We start from the raw sequence: 17793 nt of genomic DNA on the forward strand, positions 1-17793 counted from the left end.
ATGTGTATAAGAGACAGCCGTGAAGCCGAGACGCCTGAGCGCGGCTGCGACGTCGCCGGCATCGTTGGGTGGGTTGGGCAGCGCCGGCACGCTCTTGTAGGCGCCGTTTCCGATCACTAGCGCAACCCGCTTGCCATCGGGCGACGCAGTAGCCGGGGTAACCGCCGCGAGCGCAGCGGCAAGGACAAATCCGAGAAAAAGCCGGCGTCGGTTCATGATGGCCCCGATCGGAGGTCGTATTAACACGGAGACAGAGACGGCGAGAGCAGCGTTCGAAATCGATGTGAAGGGGAACCGAAACTGGATCGCAACAAGCGCGGCGTCCATTCGCCTGACGGGTTAATCGAGGAGCGAAAAAATAGTTCTGAATCATAATCATGATGGCACAGATGCAGAAATAGAAATTAAGCTGTGGGAAAACACGTCAAGAAAGTAGACCGGCAAGAAAGGGGAGGAAGGGAATGGAAACCGTGCGCCGCCTGCGTGCAATGGCCTCGCTCTGCCGACAGAGCGCTGCATATCGTCCTGACGGAAGCTGGAAGCTGCTCGCTGAGGCGGAATACTGGGAGCATGCCGCAGACGCTGCTCTGCAGGAGCATTTCAGGGAATGCACGGCCAGCTCGAATGAGCTGGCGCAGCCACAACAAACCGCCAATGCGAATCAGATGCGACCGGAAGATATCGTGGCAGCGTGAACGCTGTCAGTGCGGACGGCTGGAGTTCCTTCGTTCCTCACTTTTTTAAGTTGAAGCAGACAATTCCTTTCGCGTCACGGCGCCAGCATTCGGGCGTATCCACGTCTCGCGTCGAACATCATCGTCTGTATGTCGCTATGAAGGCAACGGACCGTAGCGGCAATACCGTGTGGAATCCGCTCTCGGGCACGCTGATCCGTAGCGGCTGATGGCAGGAGCCAGAGCGCACGCGGGCGGTGCTTCCGCCCGCGCGCCGGTGCGCCATCATCACGTGATCGCGATCGGGCAACCATTGCTGCCCGTGGCGCCCTTGATGGGCGCCGGGGCGAAGCAATAGACGAACTGGTACTTCTTGTCGGCGATCAGTTCGTCGAAGATCAGGTTCTCGTGGTTGTGGATGCCGTGCTTGGTTTGCAGCTCGGCATGCACCACGAAGGCGAGCGACTTGTCGGGATTGGGCACCACTTCGACCGCCCAGGTGTCGGCCGCGGTGAGCGCGAGGTCCTTTTCGATCACCCATCGCGCAGCGTCCAGCCCGATGCCCGGCTCGCCGCTGTTGAAGCGATCATTGTTCTTCATCCAGAGCGAACCCCACCCGGTGTGGAACATGATCGCATCGCCCGGCTTGATGTCGCTCTCCGACATGTTCTGCTTGGCCAGCGCCGCCTTGATGTCGGCCGAGGTGATCTCCTGGCCGGCATCCATCATCCCGCCCTTGAGCGCGACCATGTCGATCAGATGGGCACGGGTGAACAGCGGCTTGAGCTTCTCGACGCCGAGCCTCTTCAGGCCGTAAGCGTCGCTGATCTCCGCCGCGGTGTGACCGTTGTAGAACCGCATCTCGCTCTTGTCGCCGTCCTTGCCGAGCTGGATGCCGATGTGGCCGAGGCCGTCGAACTGCGTGCCGGTCTGGCCGATCTCGGTGGAGAGAAACTCGTCGTGATAGACGAGCTTGTTGTCGCCGAACGGACCACCGGTCGGCCCGCCGGGGATGCGCAGCGTGAAGGCGCGCGGACCGAACAGCGGCATGCCGCCTTCGTAGACGCGGCCGATCTTGTAGATCTTGCCGTCCTTGATCCATTTCGCCGCGTCGAGAACTTTTTCCGGTGTGATGTGGTTGGAAGCGCCAGCCTCGTCTTCCGGGCCCCATTTCGAGGGCCACCATGGCTTGTCTGTTCCCTTGGGCATGGAGATGGGAGTCTGCGCCTGGGCTTCGCTAACCGGCGCGAGCGAGAACTTGCCATGCATCGTGCCCGCGAGCGCTGCCCCTGCGGCGCCGGCGAGGCCTGCCGTGCGGAGCAAGGTCCGACGATCGGTCGTGCTCATTCCGCCTTGCTGTTCTTCGCCCTTGATTTCATTAGGCATTTTACTCTCCCAGGTTGTGGCCCAGAGAAGCCGGGCTCTAAATTGTTTTCGGCATGCTCCTCCTACGTTAGGTTGTTGTCCAGCGACAAAAATAAGACGGCCAAAAGGTGAGGGACGCTGATGAGCCTGTTCGAGAGCGACAAATCCGCCGAGCGGCTACCGGTGTCGTTGATCACCGGCTTTCTCGGCAGCGGCAAGACGACGCTGCTCAATCACTTGCTGCGCCACGGCGACATGAAGGACAGCGCGGTCATCATCAACGAATACGGTGAAGTCAGCCTGGACCATCTTCTCGTCGAGCGTGTCGATGGCGAGGTGGCCGTGCTCGCGAGCGGCTGCATCTGCTGCACCGTCCGCAGCGACCTCGAGGAGACGCTGCGCGGGCTCCTTGCACGGCGCGACCGCAGCGAGGTGCCGCCGTTCCACCGTATCCTCATCGAGACCACGGGTCTTGCCGATCCCGCGCCGATCGTGCAGCTACTCCTGAACAATCCGCTGATCTCGCATTTCCTGCGGCTCGATGCCGTCGTGACCACGGTGGATGCCGTCAACGCCGAGCTGCAACTCGACCGCCAGTACGAGGCGGTGAAACAGGTCGCGCTTGCCGACCGGCTGCTGATCACCAAGTCTGATCTGGCCGGCGACACCACAGCGTTGGAAGCGCGCCTGCGCCGGCTCAACCCCGGTGCCGGAATCGAACGCGTGGCGCATGGTAAGATCGATCCGGCGCGGCTGTTTGGCGCCGGCCTCATTGATCCCGAGAAGAAGACGGTCGACGTCGCGCGCTGGCTCAATGAGCAGGCCTTTGTGACGCCTCGCAAGGCGAAGCACGCGCACCTCCGTCACGACCACGATCATGGCCATCACCATCACCATCACCATCACGATGCATCGATCGGCAGCTTCATGCTCGCTTTCGACGAGCCACTCGACTGGATGGCCGTCTCGAGCTGGCTTGCGCATCTGCGCTCCGGGCGCGGCGAGGATCTCCTGCGCGTCAAGGGGATTCTCAACCTCCGCGGCGAGCCGACGCCGGTCGCAGTCCACGGCGTGCACCACGTCTTCCATCCGCCGGTGGCGCTCGCCAAATGGCCCGATGCCGACCGCCGCTCGCGCATCGTCTTCATCACCCGCAACATCGCGCGCGAGGAGGTGCTCGCGCTCTGGCGGGCCGTTCGCGCCGCAGCGTGAGGGGGCCCGAACCAGCGCGCGATCAGATCAAGCCGCGCAGCACGTCAATCAGCCGGCCGCACTGCTCCTCCGTGCCGACCGTGATGCGCAGGAAGTTCTCGATGCGCGGCTTTTTGAAATGCCGGACCAGGACGCCGCGTTGCCGGAGCGCAGCGGCGAGATCGGCGCCGCCTTGGCTCCGATGATGCGCGAAGACGAAGTTGGCCTGCGATGGCAGCACCTCGAAGCCGAGCCCAGAGAGGTCCCGCGTCAGCGTTTCGCGGTTCGCCATGATGCGCGCACGCGTCTGCTCAAACCACGCGTCGTCCGCGATGGCGGCAGTGGCGCCGGCGAGGGCGAGGCAATCGATGGGGTAGGAGTTGAAACTGTCCTTCACCCGCTCAAGCGCCTCGATCAGCGGCCGCTGCCCGATCGCAAAGCCGACCCGTAGGCCGGCGAGCGCCCGCGATTTCGAGAAGGTCTGGATGACAAGCAGATTGTCGTGGCGTGCGACAAGCGGCACGGCGCTCTCGGCGCCGAAATCGACATAGGCCTCGTCGATCACCACGAGTTGATCCGGATGCTCGGTGAGCAGCGCCGCGATCGTATCGCGCGGAAGCGCGATGCCGGTCGGTGCGTTCGGATTGCAGAGAAGGATCGCGCTGCATGGCCGCCGGTAGTCGGCAATGTGCACCCGCATTGCGGCATCGAGCGGCACCTCCTCGTGAGCGACCCCATAGAGGCCGCAGTAGACGGGGTAGAAGCTGTAGGTGACGTCGGGAAACAGAAGCGGTGCGTCGTGCTTTAAAAGCGCCTGGAAGGTATGGGCCAACACCTCGTCCGAGCCATTGCCGACGAACACCTCTTCGGGCGCGACCTTGTAGTGGGCGGCGATCGCCTCGCGCAGCTGCGATGCGCGTGGATCGGGATAGAGGCGGAGCCGCTCCGCGGCCGATGCGACCGCCGCGAGCACGCGCGGCGAGGGCGGATAGGGATTCTCGTTGGTGTTGAGCTTGACGACGCCGTCCTGCTTCGGCTGCTCGCCCGGTACGTAGGGTGACAAGGTGTGGACGACGGGATTCCAGAAGCGGCTCATGATCTCTGACCTAGGGGCTGATCGTATCACAGTAGGGTATGGGGATCGTGAGCGAAAGCCCGCTCGTGTTCGAAGCTCGAACCTGATCTGCACAAACGTCGGAGGTCAGCACGTTCCTGCAAGCGAAGGCTCCATGCTAGGGTCAGCACCCAAGGTCGAAAACGACCGACAACAAGAACGAAGGCGGGCGTACAAGCCGAGCCGTTAAGAGAGGAACATATGCCGGTTGCAGTCCTTCCCACCGATCCGTCCGTTCCTGGCGCGCCCGTGACGGCGCCCATCCTCGACGCCTTGCGGAAGATCGTGGGTGACAAGGGCCTGATCCTCGACGAGCACGACAAGCAGCCCTTCGTGACCGAGTGGCGGGGGGCGCTGGTCGGGCAGGCCGCCGCGGTCGTGCGTCCGGCCAATACGGCCGAGGTCTCCGAGGTCGTGAAGCTCTGCCACGACAACGGCATTGCCATCGTGCCGCAGGGCGGCAACACCGGCTTGATGGGCGGGGCCACGCCGTGGCCAACCCACCGCGGCATCCTGCTGTCGCTCGGCCGGATGAATCATGTGCTGAACGTCGATCCGGTCGGTTATTCCATGACCGTGGAGGCGGGCTGCATCCTCGAGACGATCCAGGAGTCGGCGGCGCGCCACGACCGCTTCTTTCCGCTCAGCCTCGGGTCGCAGGGCTCATGCATGATCGGGGGTAATCTCTCCACCAATGCAGGCGGCGTGCAGGTGCTGCGCTATGGCAATGCTCGCAACCTGGTTCTGGGCCTCGAGGTCGTGTTGCCGAACGGCGGCGTTTGGGACGGGCTGCGCGCGCTCAAGAAGGACAATACCGGCTACGACCTCAAGCATCTTTTCATGGGCGCCGAAGGCACGCTCGGCATCATCACCAAGGCGGTGCTGAAGGTGTGGCCGGCCCCGAAGGACGTATGCACGGCATGGCTGGCGATCCGCGATCCACAGGCCGCCATCGAGATCCTCTCGGAAGCATACGTCGCCTCCGACGACAATGTCGGCTCCTGCGAGCTCATGAGCCGCGCATGCACCGACATGGTGCTGCGCCACATCCCGGGCACGCAGGATCCGCTCAAGGCGGACACGGCATGGTATCTCCTGCTCGAATGGTCGTCATCCCGGCCGCGGCTGGACGGCAGCGCGGGCATGTCGGAGAAGATGGAGCAGTTCTTGGCCGATCAGTTGGAGGCGGGCCGCCTGCTCGATGCGGTGATCGCCCAAACAGAGGCGCAGTCGCGCAACATGTGGCGCATTCGCGAAAGCGTGGCCGAGGCCGCGCGTGCCGAAGGACTTGGTCTCAGCTACGACGTGTCGGTCGCGATCTCCAGAATTCCTGAACTCATTGACAAGGGTCTCAAGGCCGTCCTCGACATCCTTCCGACGATCCGCCCCTATCCGCTCGGCCATATCGGGGACGGAAATTTGCATTTCTCCTTCATGGGGCCGAAGGGCATGGATCGCGAGACGCTCACACAATATTCCGCCGCGATCACCCGGAGCGTGAACGACATCATCGCCTCCATGGCCGGCTCGATCTCGGCGGAGCACGGCATCGGCATCGAGAAGATCGACGAACTCGCGCATTACCGCTCGAAGATCGAGCTCGACGTCATGCGCACGATCAAGCGGGCGCTCGATCCGAGGAACATCATGAACCCGGGCAAGATCCTGCGGCTGTGATACGCGCCTGGCGAACCGCAAGTCGCGGAAAGCGCGAGGAAGGCTGTGCCTGCAGCTTGCCCGATCGCAATGGTGCGACGCCGGGCTCACCAAATCGCGATTTGACAGTTCTTCATATTTTGTCAAAATCGACAAATGGGACCGAAGACGCGCATTCTCGACGCGACCATGCTGGTGTTTCGCCGCCACGGCTTTCGCCGCTCCTCGATCGAGCAGGTGGCCGAGGCCGCCGGCCTGACGCGGCAGGCGCTCTATCATCATTTTGAATCCAAGGAAGCGCTGTTCCGCGCCGTCATCGAGCGCGTGCACGAGACGGCCATTGCGGCCGAGGAGACGGCAATCAGCGGGGCGGAGAAGGCGGGCCGCAGCTTCGCCGACATTCTCGTCGCCGGCATGACGGCGCGGATGCGGGCCATGATCGGATCCTTCGACGGCTCGCCGCATATCGAGGAGCTGTATTCCGAGCACCTCGTGCATGGACGTGACCTCTATCAGAAATACGCAGCGCTTTATGCCGAGCGACTGGTCGCCACGATCGCGCGGGTTGCGCGCAAGCAGAAGCTTGCGCTGCCGCAGGGCCTGTCGGCGGCCGAGTTCGCGCGGCTCGTCGAGATGGCCGTACACGGATCGAAGTCGCAGCATCCGGCGATGCAGCCGGCAGAGGCCTTCCTGAAGGACATGGCGATGATGGTGCGGACGCTCTGCGCCGGCGCTGTGCCGAAGTCGCAGGAGCCGCCCGCGAGCAAGGCCGGGACCAGAGAACGATCCTCACGCAGCAAAGCCGGAGCACGTCCATGAATACGATGATCATCAACGGCCGCGTCGAGCCTCTGCCTGAGGATCCCGATGCGCTGCTCATCGATGTCGTGCGCGATCAGCTCGGTCTCACCGGCACCAAGCTCGTCTGCGGTGGCGGCGTCTGCGGCGCCTGCACGGTGCTCGTCGACGGCGTCCCGATCGCGAGTTGCCTGATGCCGGCGCGTGCCGCCGCTGGAAAATCCGTGACGACGGTGGAAGGCATTGGCGCACAGGAGCTGCACCCGGTGCAGAAGGCGTTCATGGCGCATGACGCCTTGCAATGCGGTTTCTGCACGCCCGGCTTCATCTTGGAGGCGGCTGCGTTCTGCGATCGCTGGCGCGCGGCGAAGGGGACGGCCGTGCCCTCGCGCGAGGAGATCGGTGCGGCGCTGTCAGGCCATCTCTGCCGTTGCGGCGCCTATGATGCGATCTTTCGCGCCGTGGCGGATGCCTGTGCCGGCCGCTTCGACGGCGGTCATTTCGCAAGTCCACGCATCGAGGCGCGCGACAAGGTGACGGGCGCGGCAAGGTATACCGTAGATATCAGGCATGACGGTCAGCTCGAGGGCGTGATTCTGCGTTCGCGTGACGCGCATGCGCGCATCACGGTGCTCGACCTGGCCCCCGCGCGTGCGCTTGACGGCGTCACCGCTGTGTCGCTGCTTTCCGACGATCGCATCGTGCGCTATGTCGGCGAGCCAATCGCGGCGGTCGCAGCGAAGGACCGCAAGACAGCGCTCGCGGCGCTCGCCGCGATCAAGCCGACCAGCGAACCGCTACCCGCGGTGATCGGGCTCGATGCGGCGCGGAAAGATGATGCGCCCGTGGTGTTCGACCGGGCGAGCCGCAAGAGAGCGGGCAATGTTTCGGAAGCGGCCGGCGGGCCCGCGCCATGGAAGCGGAACGTTCGCGGGCCGACCTCGGTGTTTGCCAGGCGTGCCAAAAGGGCGCGCAACTGGGTGGACGAGGCGCGGCAGGCGAGCAACAGTCTTCTCGTCGAGGGAACATTCCGTACCGGCACGCAGCAGCATGCCTGTCTCGAGCCGCATGCCGCGGTGGCGCGTTTCGATGGCGAGGAGTTGACGGTGCACGCCTCGTCGCAGTGGGTGGTCCATCTGAAGGAGCAGATCGCCAAGCGCTTCAAGCTCGATCCTGCGCGCGTCCGCGTGATCGCCGATCATGTCGGCGGCGGTTTCGGCTCGAAGGCGAGCATCGGCGCCGAGACGATTGCCGCGGTCGAACTCGCACGCGCGGCGAATGCGCCGGTAAGAGTTGTCTATGACCGTCATGAAGAATTGTCGGTTGCCGGCTATCGTCCGGCCGCGGAGGTGAAGGTCGCGCTGTTGCCCTCTGATCGGGGTGAGTTGAAGGCGCTCTCCGTCACGGCGCACGCCGATACGGGCGCCGCGACCAACTCGACGATCGCGGGTCTGGCGCGGCTGATGTATCCGGCCGAAGCCAAGGACCTCAGGGATTTCGACGTCATCAGCAATCTGCCGCCGGGCGCGGCGTTCCGCGGCCCCGGCGGTCCGCCGATGGCATTTGCAGTAGAGCAGGCGGTCGACGAGGCCGCGCTGCGGCTCGCCGTCGATCCGATTGCCTTGCGCAAGCGCTGGGACCCGGATCCCAATAGGCAAAGGCTCTATGACTGGGCCTTGAGCCTCGACACCTGGCGCAATCGGACGTCGGCCGGGAGCGGTCGCTATCGCCGCGGTGTTGGTGTGGCGACCGGTTACTGGCTCTATCTCTGGCAGCCCAAGGTCAAGGTCGAGGTCGCGGTCAAGGGCGGCCGCATCGTTGCATCGACAGCGACACAGGATATCGGGACCGGTACCCGCAGCGTTCTGGCTGATACGGTCGCTCGCGAATTCGATCTCGAGGCTGATGAGGTCGAGGTGCGCATCGGCGACTCGTCGCTCCCCGAAGGCCCCGGCTCCGGTGGCAGCCGCGTCACCGCCTCGGTGCTGCCGCCGACGCTGACGGCGATCCAGAAGCTGAAAGCCGCGCTCCTCGAGCAAGCCACGCGCAAGCCCGCGCCGGGCTCGAATGCGCCATGGCGCGAGCTGATCGCGCGCTCGGCAGATATCGCTATCTCGGAGACGCGTGGCGAGGATGGGAAGAACACGGCGCCCGGCATCCGCTCGCCGCTGAAGGACCTCGGGCTTCTCGGCGTCGTGTTCGGCTGGATGATGCGGCGCAACTCCAACATCGTCATCGGCGCGGGCGTGCCGAGCTCGGTGCAGGTGATTGAAGTCGAGGTTGATGCCTGGCTCGGCCACGTGCGCGTGCTCAAGGTGCACACGGGAATAGCGGTCGGGAAGATCGCGGCGCCTCCGCTCGCGCACAGCCAGGCCTGCGGTGCGGTGATCCAGGGGCTCGGCTACGCGCTCTACGAGGCCCGCGAGGTCGATCCGCTCAGCGGCGACGTCCTGACCGCCGGCATGGAGGATTATCGCATCCCCGGCATCGCGGATACGCCCGAGATCGACGTGCATTTTGACGAGGCTGGTTTCGATCATGTACTCGGCAACAGCGTCGGCCTCGGTGAGGTGGCGACGGTGCCGACATCGCCTGCCGTCGCGAACGCGATTTTTAATGCGATCGGCGTTCGCCTCGCCGAAATTCCGATCCGGCCCGACCGCATCGTCGCCGCCTTGAAGGGGAGGACTGCGGCATGAACGCCTCGTCAGCAATATCGGCGGGCAGCGCACCCGAATTCCGCGCCGCCGGCACGGATCTGTCCGAGCGCCGCCGCAGCGGCGTGTCGCGTGGGCCGATCGTCGATCTCCCCGTGACGTCAGGCACGATCGGGATCGACTGGGCTGCGGACGGCTCGGCCCGCATCGGCGCATTCACCACGATCGCGGCGATTGCGTCCGATGTACGTATCCAGGATGCCTATCCAGGCATCGCCGCTGCCGCGCAAGGCCTCGCCACGCCGCAGATCCGGCATCTGGCAACGCTCGGCGGCAACCTCGCTCAGCGTTCGCGCTGTTGGTATTTCCGCAATCCGCAGATCGGCTGTCTCAAGAAGGGCGGCTCCGATTGCCCGGCGCGATCGGGCAATCATCTTTATCACGCCGCATTCGACCTCGGACCTTGCGTGGCCCCACATCCGTCGACCATGGCGATGGCGCTGCTCGTCTATGACGCGACGATCACGACAGACCGGCGCAGCCGATTGTCGTTGCCTGATTTCGTTGGCGACGGTACCAACGGCGCCGCGGACCATGCGCTCGAGCCGGGCGAAAAGATCGAGGCCATCTCACTTCCCGCGCCGCTCGCCTCCGAGCGCGCCTGCTACCAGCGTGCCATCAGCCGCAGCTATGCGGAATGGCCGCTGGTCGAAGTCTGCGCGCGCGCAGTGGTATCCGGCGGCATCTTCCAGCATGTCCGCATTGCCGCTGGCGGGGTCGCCCCGGTGCCGCTGCGGCTGACGGCGTGCCAGGTCGCATTGGAGGGAAAGCCGGCAAACGCGGAAGTTATCGCACAAGCAGCGCAGCTCGCGACATCAGGGGCAAGGCCGCTGCCGATGACCGGATACAAGCTCGAGCTGTTGGTCGGCCTGGTGCGGGACGTGGTGGAGCGGATTGCGAAGTAGATTGGCCGTGGCCCTCGCTCTCATCCACCATCATCATCGTCCTGCAGGATCGTTTCCGACAGGAGCGCGGCGGCCTTCTGAAGCGGGGCGATGAAACGGTCGAGTTCGGCGAAGCTCACGCGGGCCGCCGGGACGGAGACGCCCAGGCACGCGATCAGCTCACGGTCGGGCGACAGGATGGGGACGGCGCATCCAACCACGCCCTTGACGTACTCCTCGTTGGTTTTGGCCCAGCCGCGTGCGCGCGTCTCCGCGAGCACACCCAGCAGGGTGTCGTAGTCTGCGATCGTCGTGTCCGTAAATTTCGTCAGCGTGAGCGCGCGGCACAGCTTCTCGCGCGCTTTCTCCGACAGGCGGCTCATATAGATCTTGCCTGTCGACGTGCAGTGCAGCGGCGCCGCTTCGCCCGGATTGAATTGGAGTCCCTGTGGTTGCGAGACGCGGACGCTGTCGACATAAGCCACCATGTTGTCGCGCACGACGCCGATCTCGCATTGCTCGCCGATTTCCCCGGCGACCGCGCGCAGCACGGCATGCCGGCGCGCGGTGCGGAATGCTGCGCCAATGACCTTGGCGGCCAGGGTGACGAGCTGATTGCCCACGACGTAGCGCTTGGTCCCGAGCGCCTTCTGAACCAGGCCGCGTTCCTCAAGGTTTCCGATCAACCGATGGGCGGTCGGAAGCGGAAGGCCAAGCGCCTGGGCGATCTCGGCGACCGATACGGCTTTGGTTTGACTGGCGATGTGCCCGACGATCGCAAAGGCGCGATCAAGTGGTCCTTCGGTCTTGGCTGGCTCCGCCATTCGCGTCTCCTCAAGTCGCGGCAATAAATTATCAGTTTTCGGAACTAAAACTACTGAAATATGAAAAATATATTGGACGGTTTTCCCTTGCTGCTCATATCGTTGGCTCCGCCAGTCGGTGAACAGGATTTGTGCAACGCAAACCGGGCCCGACAGGCAACGCGCCGAACAGGAGAGTGGGATGTCAGGTCATTACGACGTCGATGCCGTGCGGAAGGAATTCCCGGCTGCCGAGCGGATGACCTATCTCGACTCCGGATTTCAGGCGCCACTCGCGCGCCCCGTGAAGGCGGCAATCGACCTCTTTCTCCGCGAGAGCCTCGAGACGGCCGGCCCAAAGAGCGTGTGGCTCGACCGCGTCGAGCAGACGCGTGCGAAGGTCGCGCGCTTCCTCGGCGTGTCCGCCGACGAGATCGCCTTCACCAAGAACACCTCGGAAAGCATGAATATTGCCGCGAACGCCCTGCGGCTGCGGGCGGGTGACAATGTCCTGATGGTTCACGGCGATCACCCGAACAACGCATACGCCTTCCTCAACCTGCAACGGCAGGGCGTCGAGGTACGGTTCGTACCGATGACCGATGTCGTCGATGCGGCGAGCTTTCGTTCCCACATCGATGCGAACACCCGCGCGATCTCGATGTCCCATGTGACCTTTCACGCCGGCCACCGCTTCGATGTCGACAGCGTCGGCGCGCTGTGCGCGGAAAAGGGGCTCCATTTCATCGTCGACGTGATGCAGGCGATCGGCGTGGTGCCGATCGATGCAAAGGCCATCCGCGCGAGCTTCATCGGGTCGGGCAGTCACAAGGGCCTGCTCGTTCCCCAGGGGCTTGGGCTCCTTTATTGGGACAGTGCGCAAGCGGAGCTCGAGCCCGCTTATCTCGCTGCCGCAAGCCTTGCGGAGATCCCGGCCGATCTCATCGCCCGCCCTGATAGGCTCGCGCCGGCTCCGAGCGCCCGTCGCTTCGAACTCGGCAACTTCAACCTTCCGGCGATCCACGCGCTTGGCGCCTCGCTCGACCTGATCGCGCAGATCGGCGTCGGGAACATCCAGAACCACTGCTTCGATCTCGGCGATCATCTCATCGCAGAGCTCGATGCGCTCGATATCCGGCTCGTCGGTCCGCGCGACCGGAAGCACCGTGCGCCGCACATCTACGTCGTCGCGCTGCCTGCGGCCGAATGGCTTGGCTACTTCGAAGAGAACGGCGTGCGTGTGTCGCCGGAACGGGACGGCATTCGCGTGTCGTTCGGCATGTTCAACAAATCAGCGGATGTCGATCGCTTGATCGAGCTCATCCGCCGGCGCGGCGTGAAGACATCATCCAAGGCTGCCTAGAAGGCCGCCAGGGCCAGAGATATGAGAGGAGGGTGCAGGACATGAGGAATTTTGCACGGATGCTGGGGGCCCTGTCGGGCCTTGTGGCCGTCATCGCAATGGTCGAGCCGTCGGCCGCCGCTGACAGCCCGACGCTGTCCAAGATCAAGTCCGGCGGCGCGATCACGATCGGCTACCGCGAGACCTCGATCCCGTTCTCTTACCTCGGTCCCGATCAAAAGCCGATCGGCTTCTCGCAGGATCTCTGCGCCGCCATCGTCGAGCGCATCAAGACGGAACTCAACCTGCCCAATCTCACCGTCAACTACACGCCGGTGAACTCGTCCAACCGGATTCCGCTGATTCAGAGCGGCACCGTCGATATCGAATGCGGCAGTACGGCGAACGACAAGAAGCGGCAGGAGCAGGTGTCATTCTCGGTGACGACTTTCGTCAGTCAGCCACGCTGGCTGGTCAAGGCGGACAGCGGCCTGAAGACCGCCGGCGATCTCAAGGGCAAGACGATCGTCGTCACGCAGGGCTCCAACGCGATCGGCTTCGCGCAAGGCGTAAACGCCAAAGAGCAGCTCGGCCTCAACATCGTCCAGGCCAAGGATCACGCGGAATCATTCCTGATGTTGAATACGGGACGTGCCGCAGCCTTCATGGAAGACGACATCCTTCTCGCAGGCCTCAAGGCCGCAGCGCCTAAGCCGGACGCGCTGATCTTCCTTCCCGAAGGCTATGCGAGAATCTACTATGGGCTGATGTTCGCGAAAGGCGATGCCGGCTTCAAGGCACTCGTCGACGACGTTCTGTCAAAACAGATGGCGTCGGGCCAGTTCGAGAAGACCTACACGAAATGGTTCACCAGGCCGATCCCGCCCAAGGGTGAGAACCTCGCTTTTCCGCTCACTGATACGCTGATGGAGCGGATCGCGAGGCCCAGCGACGCGGTCGACTGACCGGAAACGCCGCGGGACTCGACCAAGACCGCCTTCGCTCGCACCGTTAACTCTGAGGTTTGCGATGTTCGGAGTGCTTTTTGAACAGACGGCGGATGGCCAGCGCTATATCGACTGGCTTCTCGCCGGTCTCGGCTGGACATTGGCGCTGGCCTTCTTCGGCTGGTGGATCGCCTTCGCCGTCGGCGTCATCGTCGGGATCGGCCGTACCGTGCAGAACCGGCTCGTGACGGCGCTCGCACGGCTCTATGTCGAGATATTCCGGAATATCCCGGTGCTGGTGCAGATGTTTCTCTGGTACTTCGTGTTGCCGGAGATCCTCCCCAGCCGCCTCGGCGACGCCATCAAGCAGATCCCGCCGCCCTGGGGATCGTTCTTCCCGGCGCTGGTGTGCCTCGGTCTCTACACCGCCGCGCGCATTGCCGAGCAGGTGCGCGCGGGCATCGAGGCCTTGCCGAAGGGCCAGACCGAGGCGGCCAACGCGCTGGGGCTCTCTCCCCTCCTGACCTATCGCCACGTCATCGTCCCGCAGGCGCTGCGGCTTATCGTGCCGAGCCTGACCAGCGAGGTCATGGGCATCTACAAGAATACGTCCGTGGCGCTCACGATCGGCCTGATGGAGTTGACCGCGCAGGCGCGGCAGTTCAGCGAAGCGACATTCCAGACCTTCACCGCCTTCGGTGCGGCGACGCTGATCTATCTCGTGCTCGCGCTCATCGCCTATCAATCGATGATGCTCATCGACAAGGCCGTGCGTATCCCGGGCTCCACGCCCGCGAAGGATGCGGTCGAGCCGATCTTGGCGGACGACGTGCAGTCTGGCACCGCCTTGCCCCACGGAATGGAGGTCGTGAAATGAACAGCCTCGATTTCTCGATCCTCCTTCAGGCCTGGCCCTATCTGTGGTCGGGACTGCTGTTCTCCCTCGCGCTGACTGCTGCAGCCTTCGTCATCGGCATGATGCTGGGGACCTGCTTCGCCCTCGTGCAGCATTTCGAGGTCCCCGTCGTCAGCCAGATCGTGCGCAGCTATATCGCATTGGTCCGCTCGATTCCGTTGATCCTCGTGCTGTTCTGGTTCTTCTTCCTGGTGCCGATCGTGCTTGGGCACCTCTCAGGCAACGGCCGTCCAGTCCCGATCGGCGCCACCTGGACGGCCTTCATCACTTTCGGCCTGTTCGAGGCGGCCTATTATTCCGAGATTATCCGCGTCGGATTGCGCGCGGTGAACAAGGGCCAGTTTGAAGCCTGCCAGGCGCTCGCGCTTTCCACCTTCGATACCTATCGATGCGTGATCCTGCCGCAGGTGATCCGGGTCGCGAGCCCGATCATCCTGAGCCAGACCATCATCCTGTTCCAGGACACTTCGCTGGTTTACGTGCTCTCGCTGACCGATCTCCTCGGCGCGGCCTCGAAGCTCGCGCAGCTCAACGGCCGGCTCGTCGAGATGTATCTCGTGGTGGCGGTCGTCTATCTCGCCATCAGTTCGGCAGCGTCGCAGTGTGTCGCATCGCTCCGGCGGCGATACGCGCTCGGCGGCGCGCACCGGTAGCGAAGCGGCTTTGAAAACTGAGAGGAACACGAAGATGCGACAGGAAGGCGCGGTGAACCCGAGCAATCATTCTTCTGCGATCGTCGTCGTGGAGAATCTGGTGAAGCGGTTCGGCGGCTTTACCGCGCTGAATGATGTCCATCTCACGGTCGCGAAGGGCGAGAAGATCGTTCTGTGCGGCCCCTCCGGCTCCGGCAAGTCGACCCTGATCCGCTGCATCAACCACATCGAGAAGCATGACGGCGGCCGGATCGTGGTCGACGGCGTGGAGCTGGTGAACCGCATGGCCGACATCAACAGCGTTCGCTGCGAGGTCGGCATGGTGTTCCAGAGCTTTAATCTGTTCCCGCACCTCTCGGTCGTCGAGAACTGCATGCTGGCGCCGATGAAGGTGCGAGGACTCTCGCGTCCCGAAGCGCACGAGCGTGCGATGGGCTTGCTCAGGAAGGTTCGCATTCACGGTCAGGCGGACAAATATCCCGCGCAGCTCTCGGGCGGCCAGCAGCAGCGCGTCGCCATCGCCCGCGCGCTGTGCATGCAGCCGAAGATTATGCTGTTCGACGAGCCGACCTCCGCGCTCGATCCCGAGATGGTCAAGGAGGTGCTGGACACGATGGTGCAGCTCGCAGGCGAAGGCATGACCATGGTGTGCGTGACCCACGAAATGGGCTTTGCGCGCGAGGTCGCCGACCGCGTCGTGTTCATGGACCAGGGCAGCATCGTCGAGGAGGGGGAGCCTGCGAGTTTCTTCAGCTCGCCTCGCACGGAGCGGGCGAAGGGCTTTCTCAACCAGATCATCCACTAGGCGAGAGCACGAATTCGCCCAAGGAGCACTGTCAACGAGCCGTCATCGCGCGCCTGATTGAGCCGCTGCATTCGGCCAGTGGCAGGTGCTTGCGAGCCTTGAGCGGACGGCATCGATGCCGGCGAGATCAAAGATCGAGCTGGTGTTGTGGCCCGCGCCGTCGGTCACGGAGATCGACGTTCGTCCTCCGCGGAGCGTGCGTACCGCTTCGGTTGCGTCCTCCGGCATGGAAGCCGTGCGGCCGTCGGTTGAGAGTGGCCAGCGCAGTCGCGCCGTCGTCGGTTCGTCGACGGAGATCGTGACCTCGACGACACCATCGCGCGATGCCCGCCACGCACCGTTGACACTGAGGGACATCTCGGTCCGCTGCTTGCGGCAGCGCAGGAGGAGAATCTCGGGGGCATTGGCCGCGACGGGAGGAAGCGCGTACAGCTTGGCGACGAGAAGCGGCGAGAAGTCGACCGGAGAGGTGGTCTCGCCCATCACCCAGCCCTTTCCGGCTTGCGCTTCTGTGGTCGCATTGTCGCGCCGGGGCGGTGTTTTTTCCGGCGCCGGCCGGGATCGCTCCCGCAGCGTCTGGGTAGAGAGTTCTGCGGGCTCATCATTCTGTGGCTTGCCTTTGCCCAGATGCGCGATCAGGTGGTCGACACACGCCTTCTCGGCGCTGTGCGCCTTCAGCCGGCATTCGAGACGCATGGTGGTGCTGCCACCTGGCTGGTCGCAAGCGGCTTCGGCCGCGCGCGTCAGGGCGAAGCAGTCCTCCAGGTTCCTGGTGGAGTCGGATGCTGGTTGAGCGCGAGCTTCCGCGAGCGCCAGGCTCGCGACGAGGACCACCGCCGCCCGTCTCACGGCGCCCCCGACCGGTTCGCCACTTGGCCATCTTTCCAGCTCTCCGCCGCCTTTAGGCGTTGCAGACCGGGGACGGTGGCGGCGGGATCGGCATCCTTCCACTTCGGGTCGAAGCCCGACGCGCGCAACTGGTCGAGCTTGCCGAACAGCTCGTTCACGAAGGCTGTGACGCTGTCGTAGCGTGGAGTGCCCGGATTCCAGTTATAGGCAACGAGGACCGTCGGTACCGCGATGGTTTCGACGTCCTTGCCCGCAGGCACCAGCGCGGGATAGTCCGCCGGGGTCAGCCGGGCCTGGACGTAGTAGTCGGAGAGTTTCGGGCCGTACGGCACCGGCAGGAACTTGAAGCCTTCGCCCCATTTGCGCTTCACGAAAGCATCCACCGGCTTGGAGGTGACGAACACGACGCCAGCCATCTCGCCCCGCAGCATCTGTTCCAGCGCGACCGGATGGGGCAGGAAGGTCTTCTCCACCTCGATGCCGAGACGGCTGAAGATGAGCGGACCGGAATAGGCGGCGGCGGTGCCTTGCGTGTTGAAGTTCACCTTCTTGCCGGCGAGCTCGGCGAGCGAGTTGATCTCGGGGCGCACGAAAACGTGCAGCTCGGACGGAAACAGGTTCATCACGTGCACGATACGCTTTCCGACCTCGGGGACCTGCGCGCGGTATTCGTCGAGCGAGTCGCTGTTGATGATCGCGATGTCGATTCCCTTGAGATAGAGCAGGTCGTTGACGTTCTCGGTCGGCCCGCGCGTGACGACCGGAAGCACGTGCACCTTCCCGCCCTCGTTGACGACGCGCGAGATTTCGGTGGCGAAACGGAGCGGCGCGCCTTCCAGCAGACCGGCGGCGAGCCCGACCGTGCCTGCATTGACGCGGTCTCTCATCTCCTGCTCTCCGCTTCGCGGCCGGCTCGCCTGCGCCGGGCGGGCTACGTGCGCGGCCACGCCCCGGGACCGCTGCGCGGTGCCGGCATCCTGAGCGGCAGCCGGAGGCGTGCGCAGTGACACGACGAGCAGCGGCAATATCAGCGCGAGCAGCAGTCTGCGCACCATCACGATCCTCCTGTCGCGTCCCCC

General features: G+C 64.2%; 16 protein-coding genes and 1 pseudogene. 11 read left to right on the forward strand and 6 right to left on the reverse strand.

Annotated elements, in window-relative coordinates:
* Window positions 1-171, reverse strand: a pseudogene (locus tag Q2941_RS22215) (caspase family protein); the annotation flags it as partial.
* 290 nt (window positions 172-461) lie between these two features.
* On the opposite strand from Q2941_RS22215, the gene Q2941_RS22220 reads away from it, so the two are divergent.
* Entirely contained in the window at window positions 462-695 is a 234-nt protein-coding gene (locus tag Q2941_RS22220; protein ID WP_035663766.1) for a hypothetical protein, read from the forward strand.
* A 267-nt stretch (window positions 696-962) separates the two neighbouring features.
* Here Q2941_RS22220 and Q2941_RS22225 read toward each other — a convergent pair whose 3' ends face one another.
* Window positions 963-2060, reverse strand: a complete 1098-nt coding sequence (locus Q2941_RS22225) for a cyclase family protein (protein WP_027525794.1) — start codon at window positions 2058-2060, stop codon at window positions 963-965.
* Window positions 2061-2180: 120 nt separating this feature from the next.
* On the opposite strand from Q2941_RS22225, the gene Q2941_RS22230 reads away from it, so the two are divergent.
* Entirely contained in the window at window positions 2181-3251 is a 1071-nt protein-coding gene (locus Q2941_RS22230) for a CobW family GTP-binding protein (protein WP_458193736.1), read from the forward strand.
* 22 nt (window positions 3252-3273) lie between these two features.
* Here the strand turns inward: Q2941_RS22230 and hisC are convergent, their stop codons facing one another.
* Window positions 3274-4326, reverse strand: coding sequence for a histidinol-phosphate transaminase (gene hisC, locus Q2941_RS22235; protein ID WP_458193737.1), 1053 nt, complete (start codon window positions 4324-4326; stop codon window positions 3274-3276).
* Between the two features lie 219 nt (window positions 4327-4545).
* Here hisC and Q2941_RS22240 point away from each other — a divergent pair, with 219 nt between their 5' ends.
* The 4 genes from Q2941_RS22240 to Q2941_RS22255 all read left to right on the forward strand — a co-directional run bounded on the left by Q2941_RS22240 (window position 4546) and on the right by Q2941_RS22255 (window position 10420).
* Window positions 4546-6021, forward strand: a complete 1476-nt coding sequence (locus Q2941_RS22240) for an FAD-binding oxidoreductase (protein ID WP_458193738.1) — start codon at window positions 4546-4548, stop codon at window positions 6019-6021.
* Between the two features lie 135 nt (window positions 6022-6156).
* The gene (locus tag Q2941_RS22245) at window positions 6157-6819 is read left to right on the forward strand and encodes a TetR/AcrR family transcriptional regulator (RefSeq protein WP_458193739.1); all 663 of its coding nucleotides are present in this window, start codon (window positions 6157-6159) and stop codon (window positions 6817-6819) included.
* On the forward strand, window positions 6816-9497 hold the full coding sequence (locus tag Q2941_RS22250) for a molybdopterin-dependent oxidoreductase (protein WP_027525789.1): 2682 nt from the start codon (window positions 6816-6818) through the stop codon (window positions 9495-9497). Before Q2941_RS22245 ends, Q2941_RS22250 begins: the two co-directional genes overlap by 4 nt.
* On the forward strand, window positions 9494-10420 hold the full coding sequence (locus Q2941_RS22255; protein WP_027525788.1) for an FAD binding domain-containing protein: 927 nt from the start codon (window positions 9494-9496) through the stop codon (window positions 10418-10420). Before Q2941_RS22250 ends, Q2941_RS22255 begins: the two co-directional genes overlap by 4 nt.
* Before the next feature lie 20 nt (window positions 10421-10440).
* Here Q2941_RS22255 and Q2941_RS22260 read toward each other — a convergent pair whose 3' ends face one another.
* Complete coding sequence (locus Q2941_RS22260) at window positions 10441-11223, reverse strand: IclR family transcriptional regulator (protein ID WP_027525787.1); 783 nt, start codon at window positions 11221-11223, stop codon at window positions 10441-10443.
* A 181-nt stretch (window positions 11224-11404) separates the two neighbouring features.
* Between Q2941_RS22260 and Q2941_RS22265 the strand changes: the two genes are divergently transcribed.
* From Q2941_RS22265 to Q2941_RS22285, 5 genes are all read left to right on the forward strand, one after another.
* On the forward strand, window positions 11405-12565 hold the full coding sequence (locus tag Q2941_RS22265; RefSeq protein WP_027525786.1) for an aminotransferase class V-fold PLP-dependent enzyme: 1161 nt from the start codon (window positions 11405-11407) through the stop codon (window positions 12563-12565).
* Between the two features lie 41 nt (window positions 12566-12606).
* On the forward strand, window positions 12607-13509 hold the full coding sequence (locus tag Q2941_RS22270) for an amino acid ABC transporter substrate-binding protein (RefSeq protein ID WP_254111402.1): 903 nt from the start codon (window positions 12607-12609) through the stop codon (window positions 13507-13509).
* A 64-nt stretch (window positions 13510-13573) separates the two neighbouring features.
* Window positions 13574-14368 carry an amino acid ABC transporter permease gene (locus Q2941_RS22275; protein ID WP_458193740.1) on the forward strand — a complete coding sequence of 265 codons (795 nt, stop codon included), beginning with the start codon at window positions 13574-13576 and terminating at the stop codon, window positions 14366-14368.
* Entirely contained in the window at window positions 14365-15060 is a 696-nt protein-coding gene (locus Q2941_RS22280) for an amino acid ABC transporter permease (RefSeq protein WP_458193741.1), read from the forward strand. The genes Q2941_RS22275 and Q2941_RS22280 overlap by 4 nt, the downstream gene beginning before the upstream one ends.
* Window positions 15061-15094: 34 nt before the next feature.
* The gene (locus tag Q2941_RS22285; protein WP_305881682.1) at window positions 15095-15865 is read left to right on the forward strand and encodes an amino acid ABC transporter ATP-binding protein; all 771 of its coding nucleotides are present in this window, start codon (window positions 15095-15097) and stop codon (window positions 15863-15865) included.
* 42 nt (window positions 15866-15907) lie between these two features.
* Here the strand turns inward: Q2941_RS22285 and Q2941_RS22290 are convergent, their stop codons facing one another.
* Both Q2941_RS22290 and Q2941_RS22295 read right to left on the reverse strand, forming a co-directional pair.
* Complete coding sequence (locus tag Q2941_RS22290; RefSeq protein WP_027525781.1) at window positions 15908-16714, reverse strand: type VI secretion system-associated protein TagO; 807 nt, start codon at window positions 16712-16714, stop codon at window positions 15908-15910.
* Window positions 16711-17769, reverse strand: coding sequence for a TAXI family TRAP transporter solute-binding subunit (locus Q2941_RS22295; RefSeq protein ID WP_027525780.1), 1059 nt, complete (start codon window positions 17767-17769; stop codon window positions 16711-16713). The genes Q2941_RS22290 and Q2941_RS22295 overlap by 4 nt, the downstream gene beginning before the upstream one ends.
* Between the last annotated feature and the right edge of the window lie 24 nt (window positions 17770-17793).

The sequence above is a fragment of the Bradyrhizobium sp. UFLA05-153 genome, assembly GCF_054185185.1.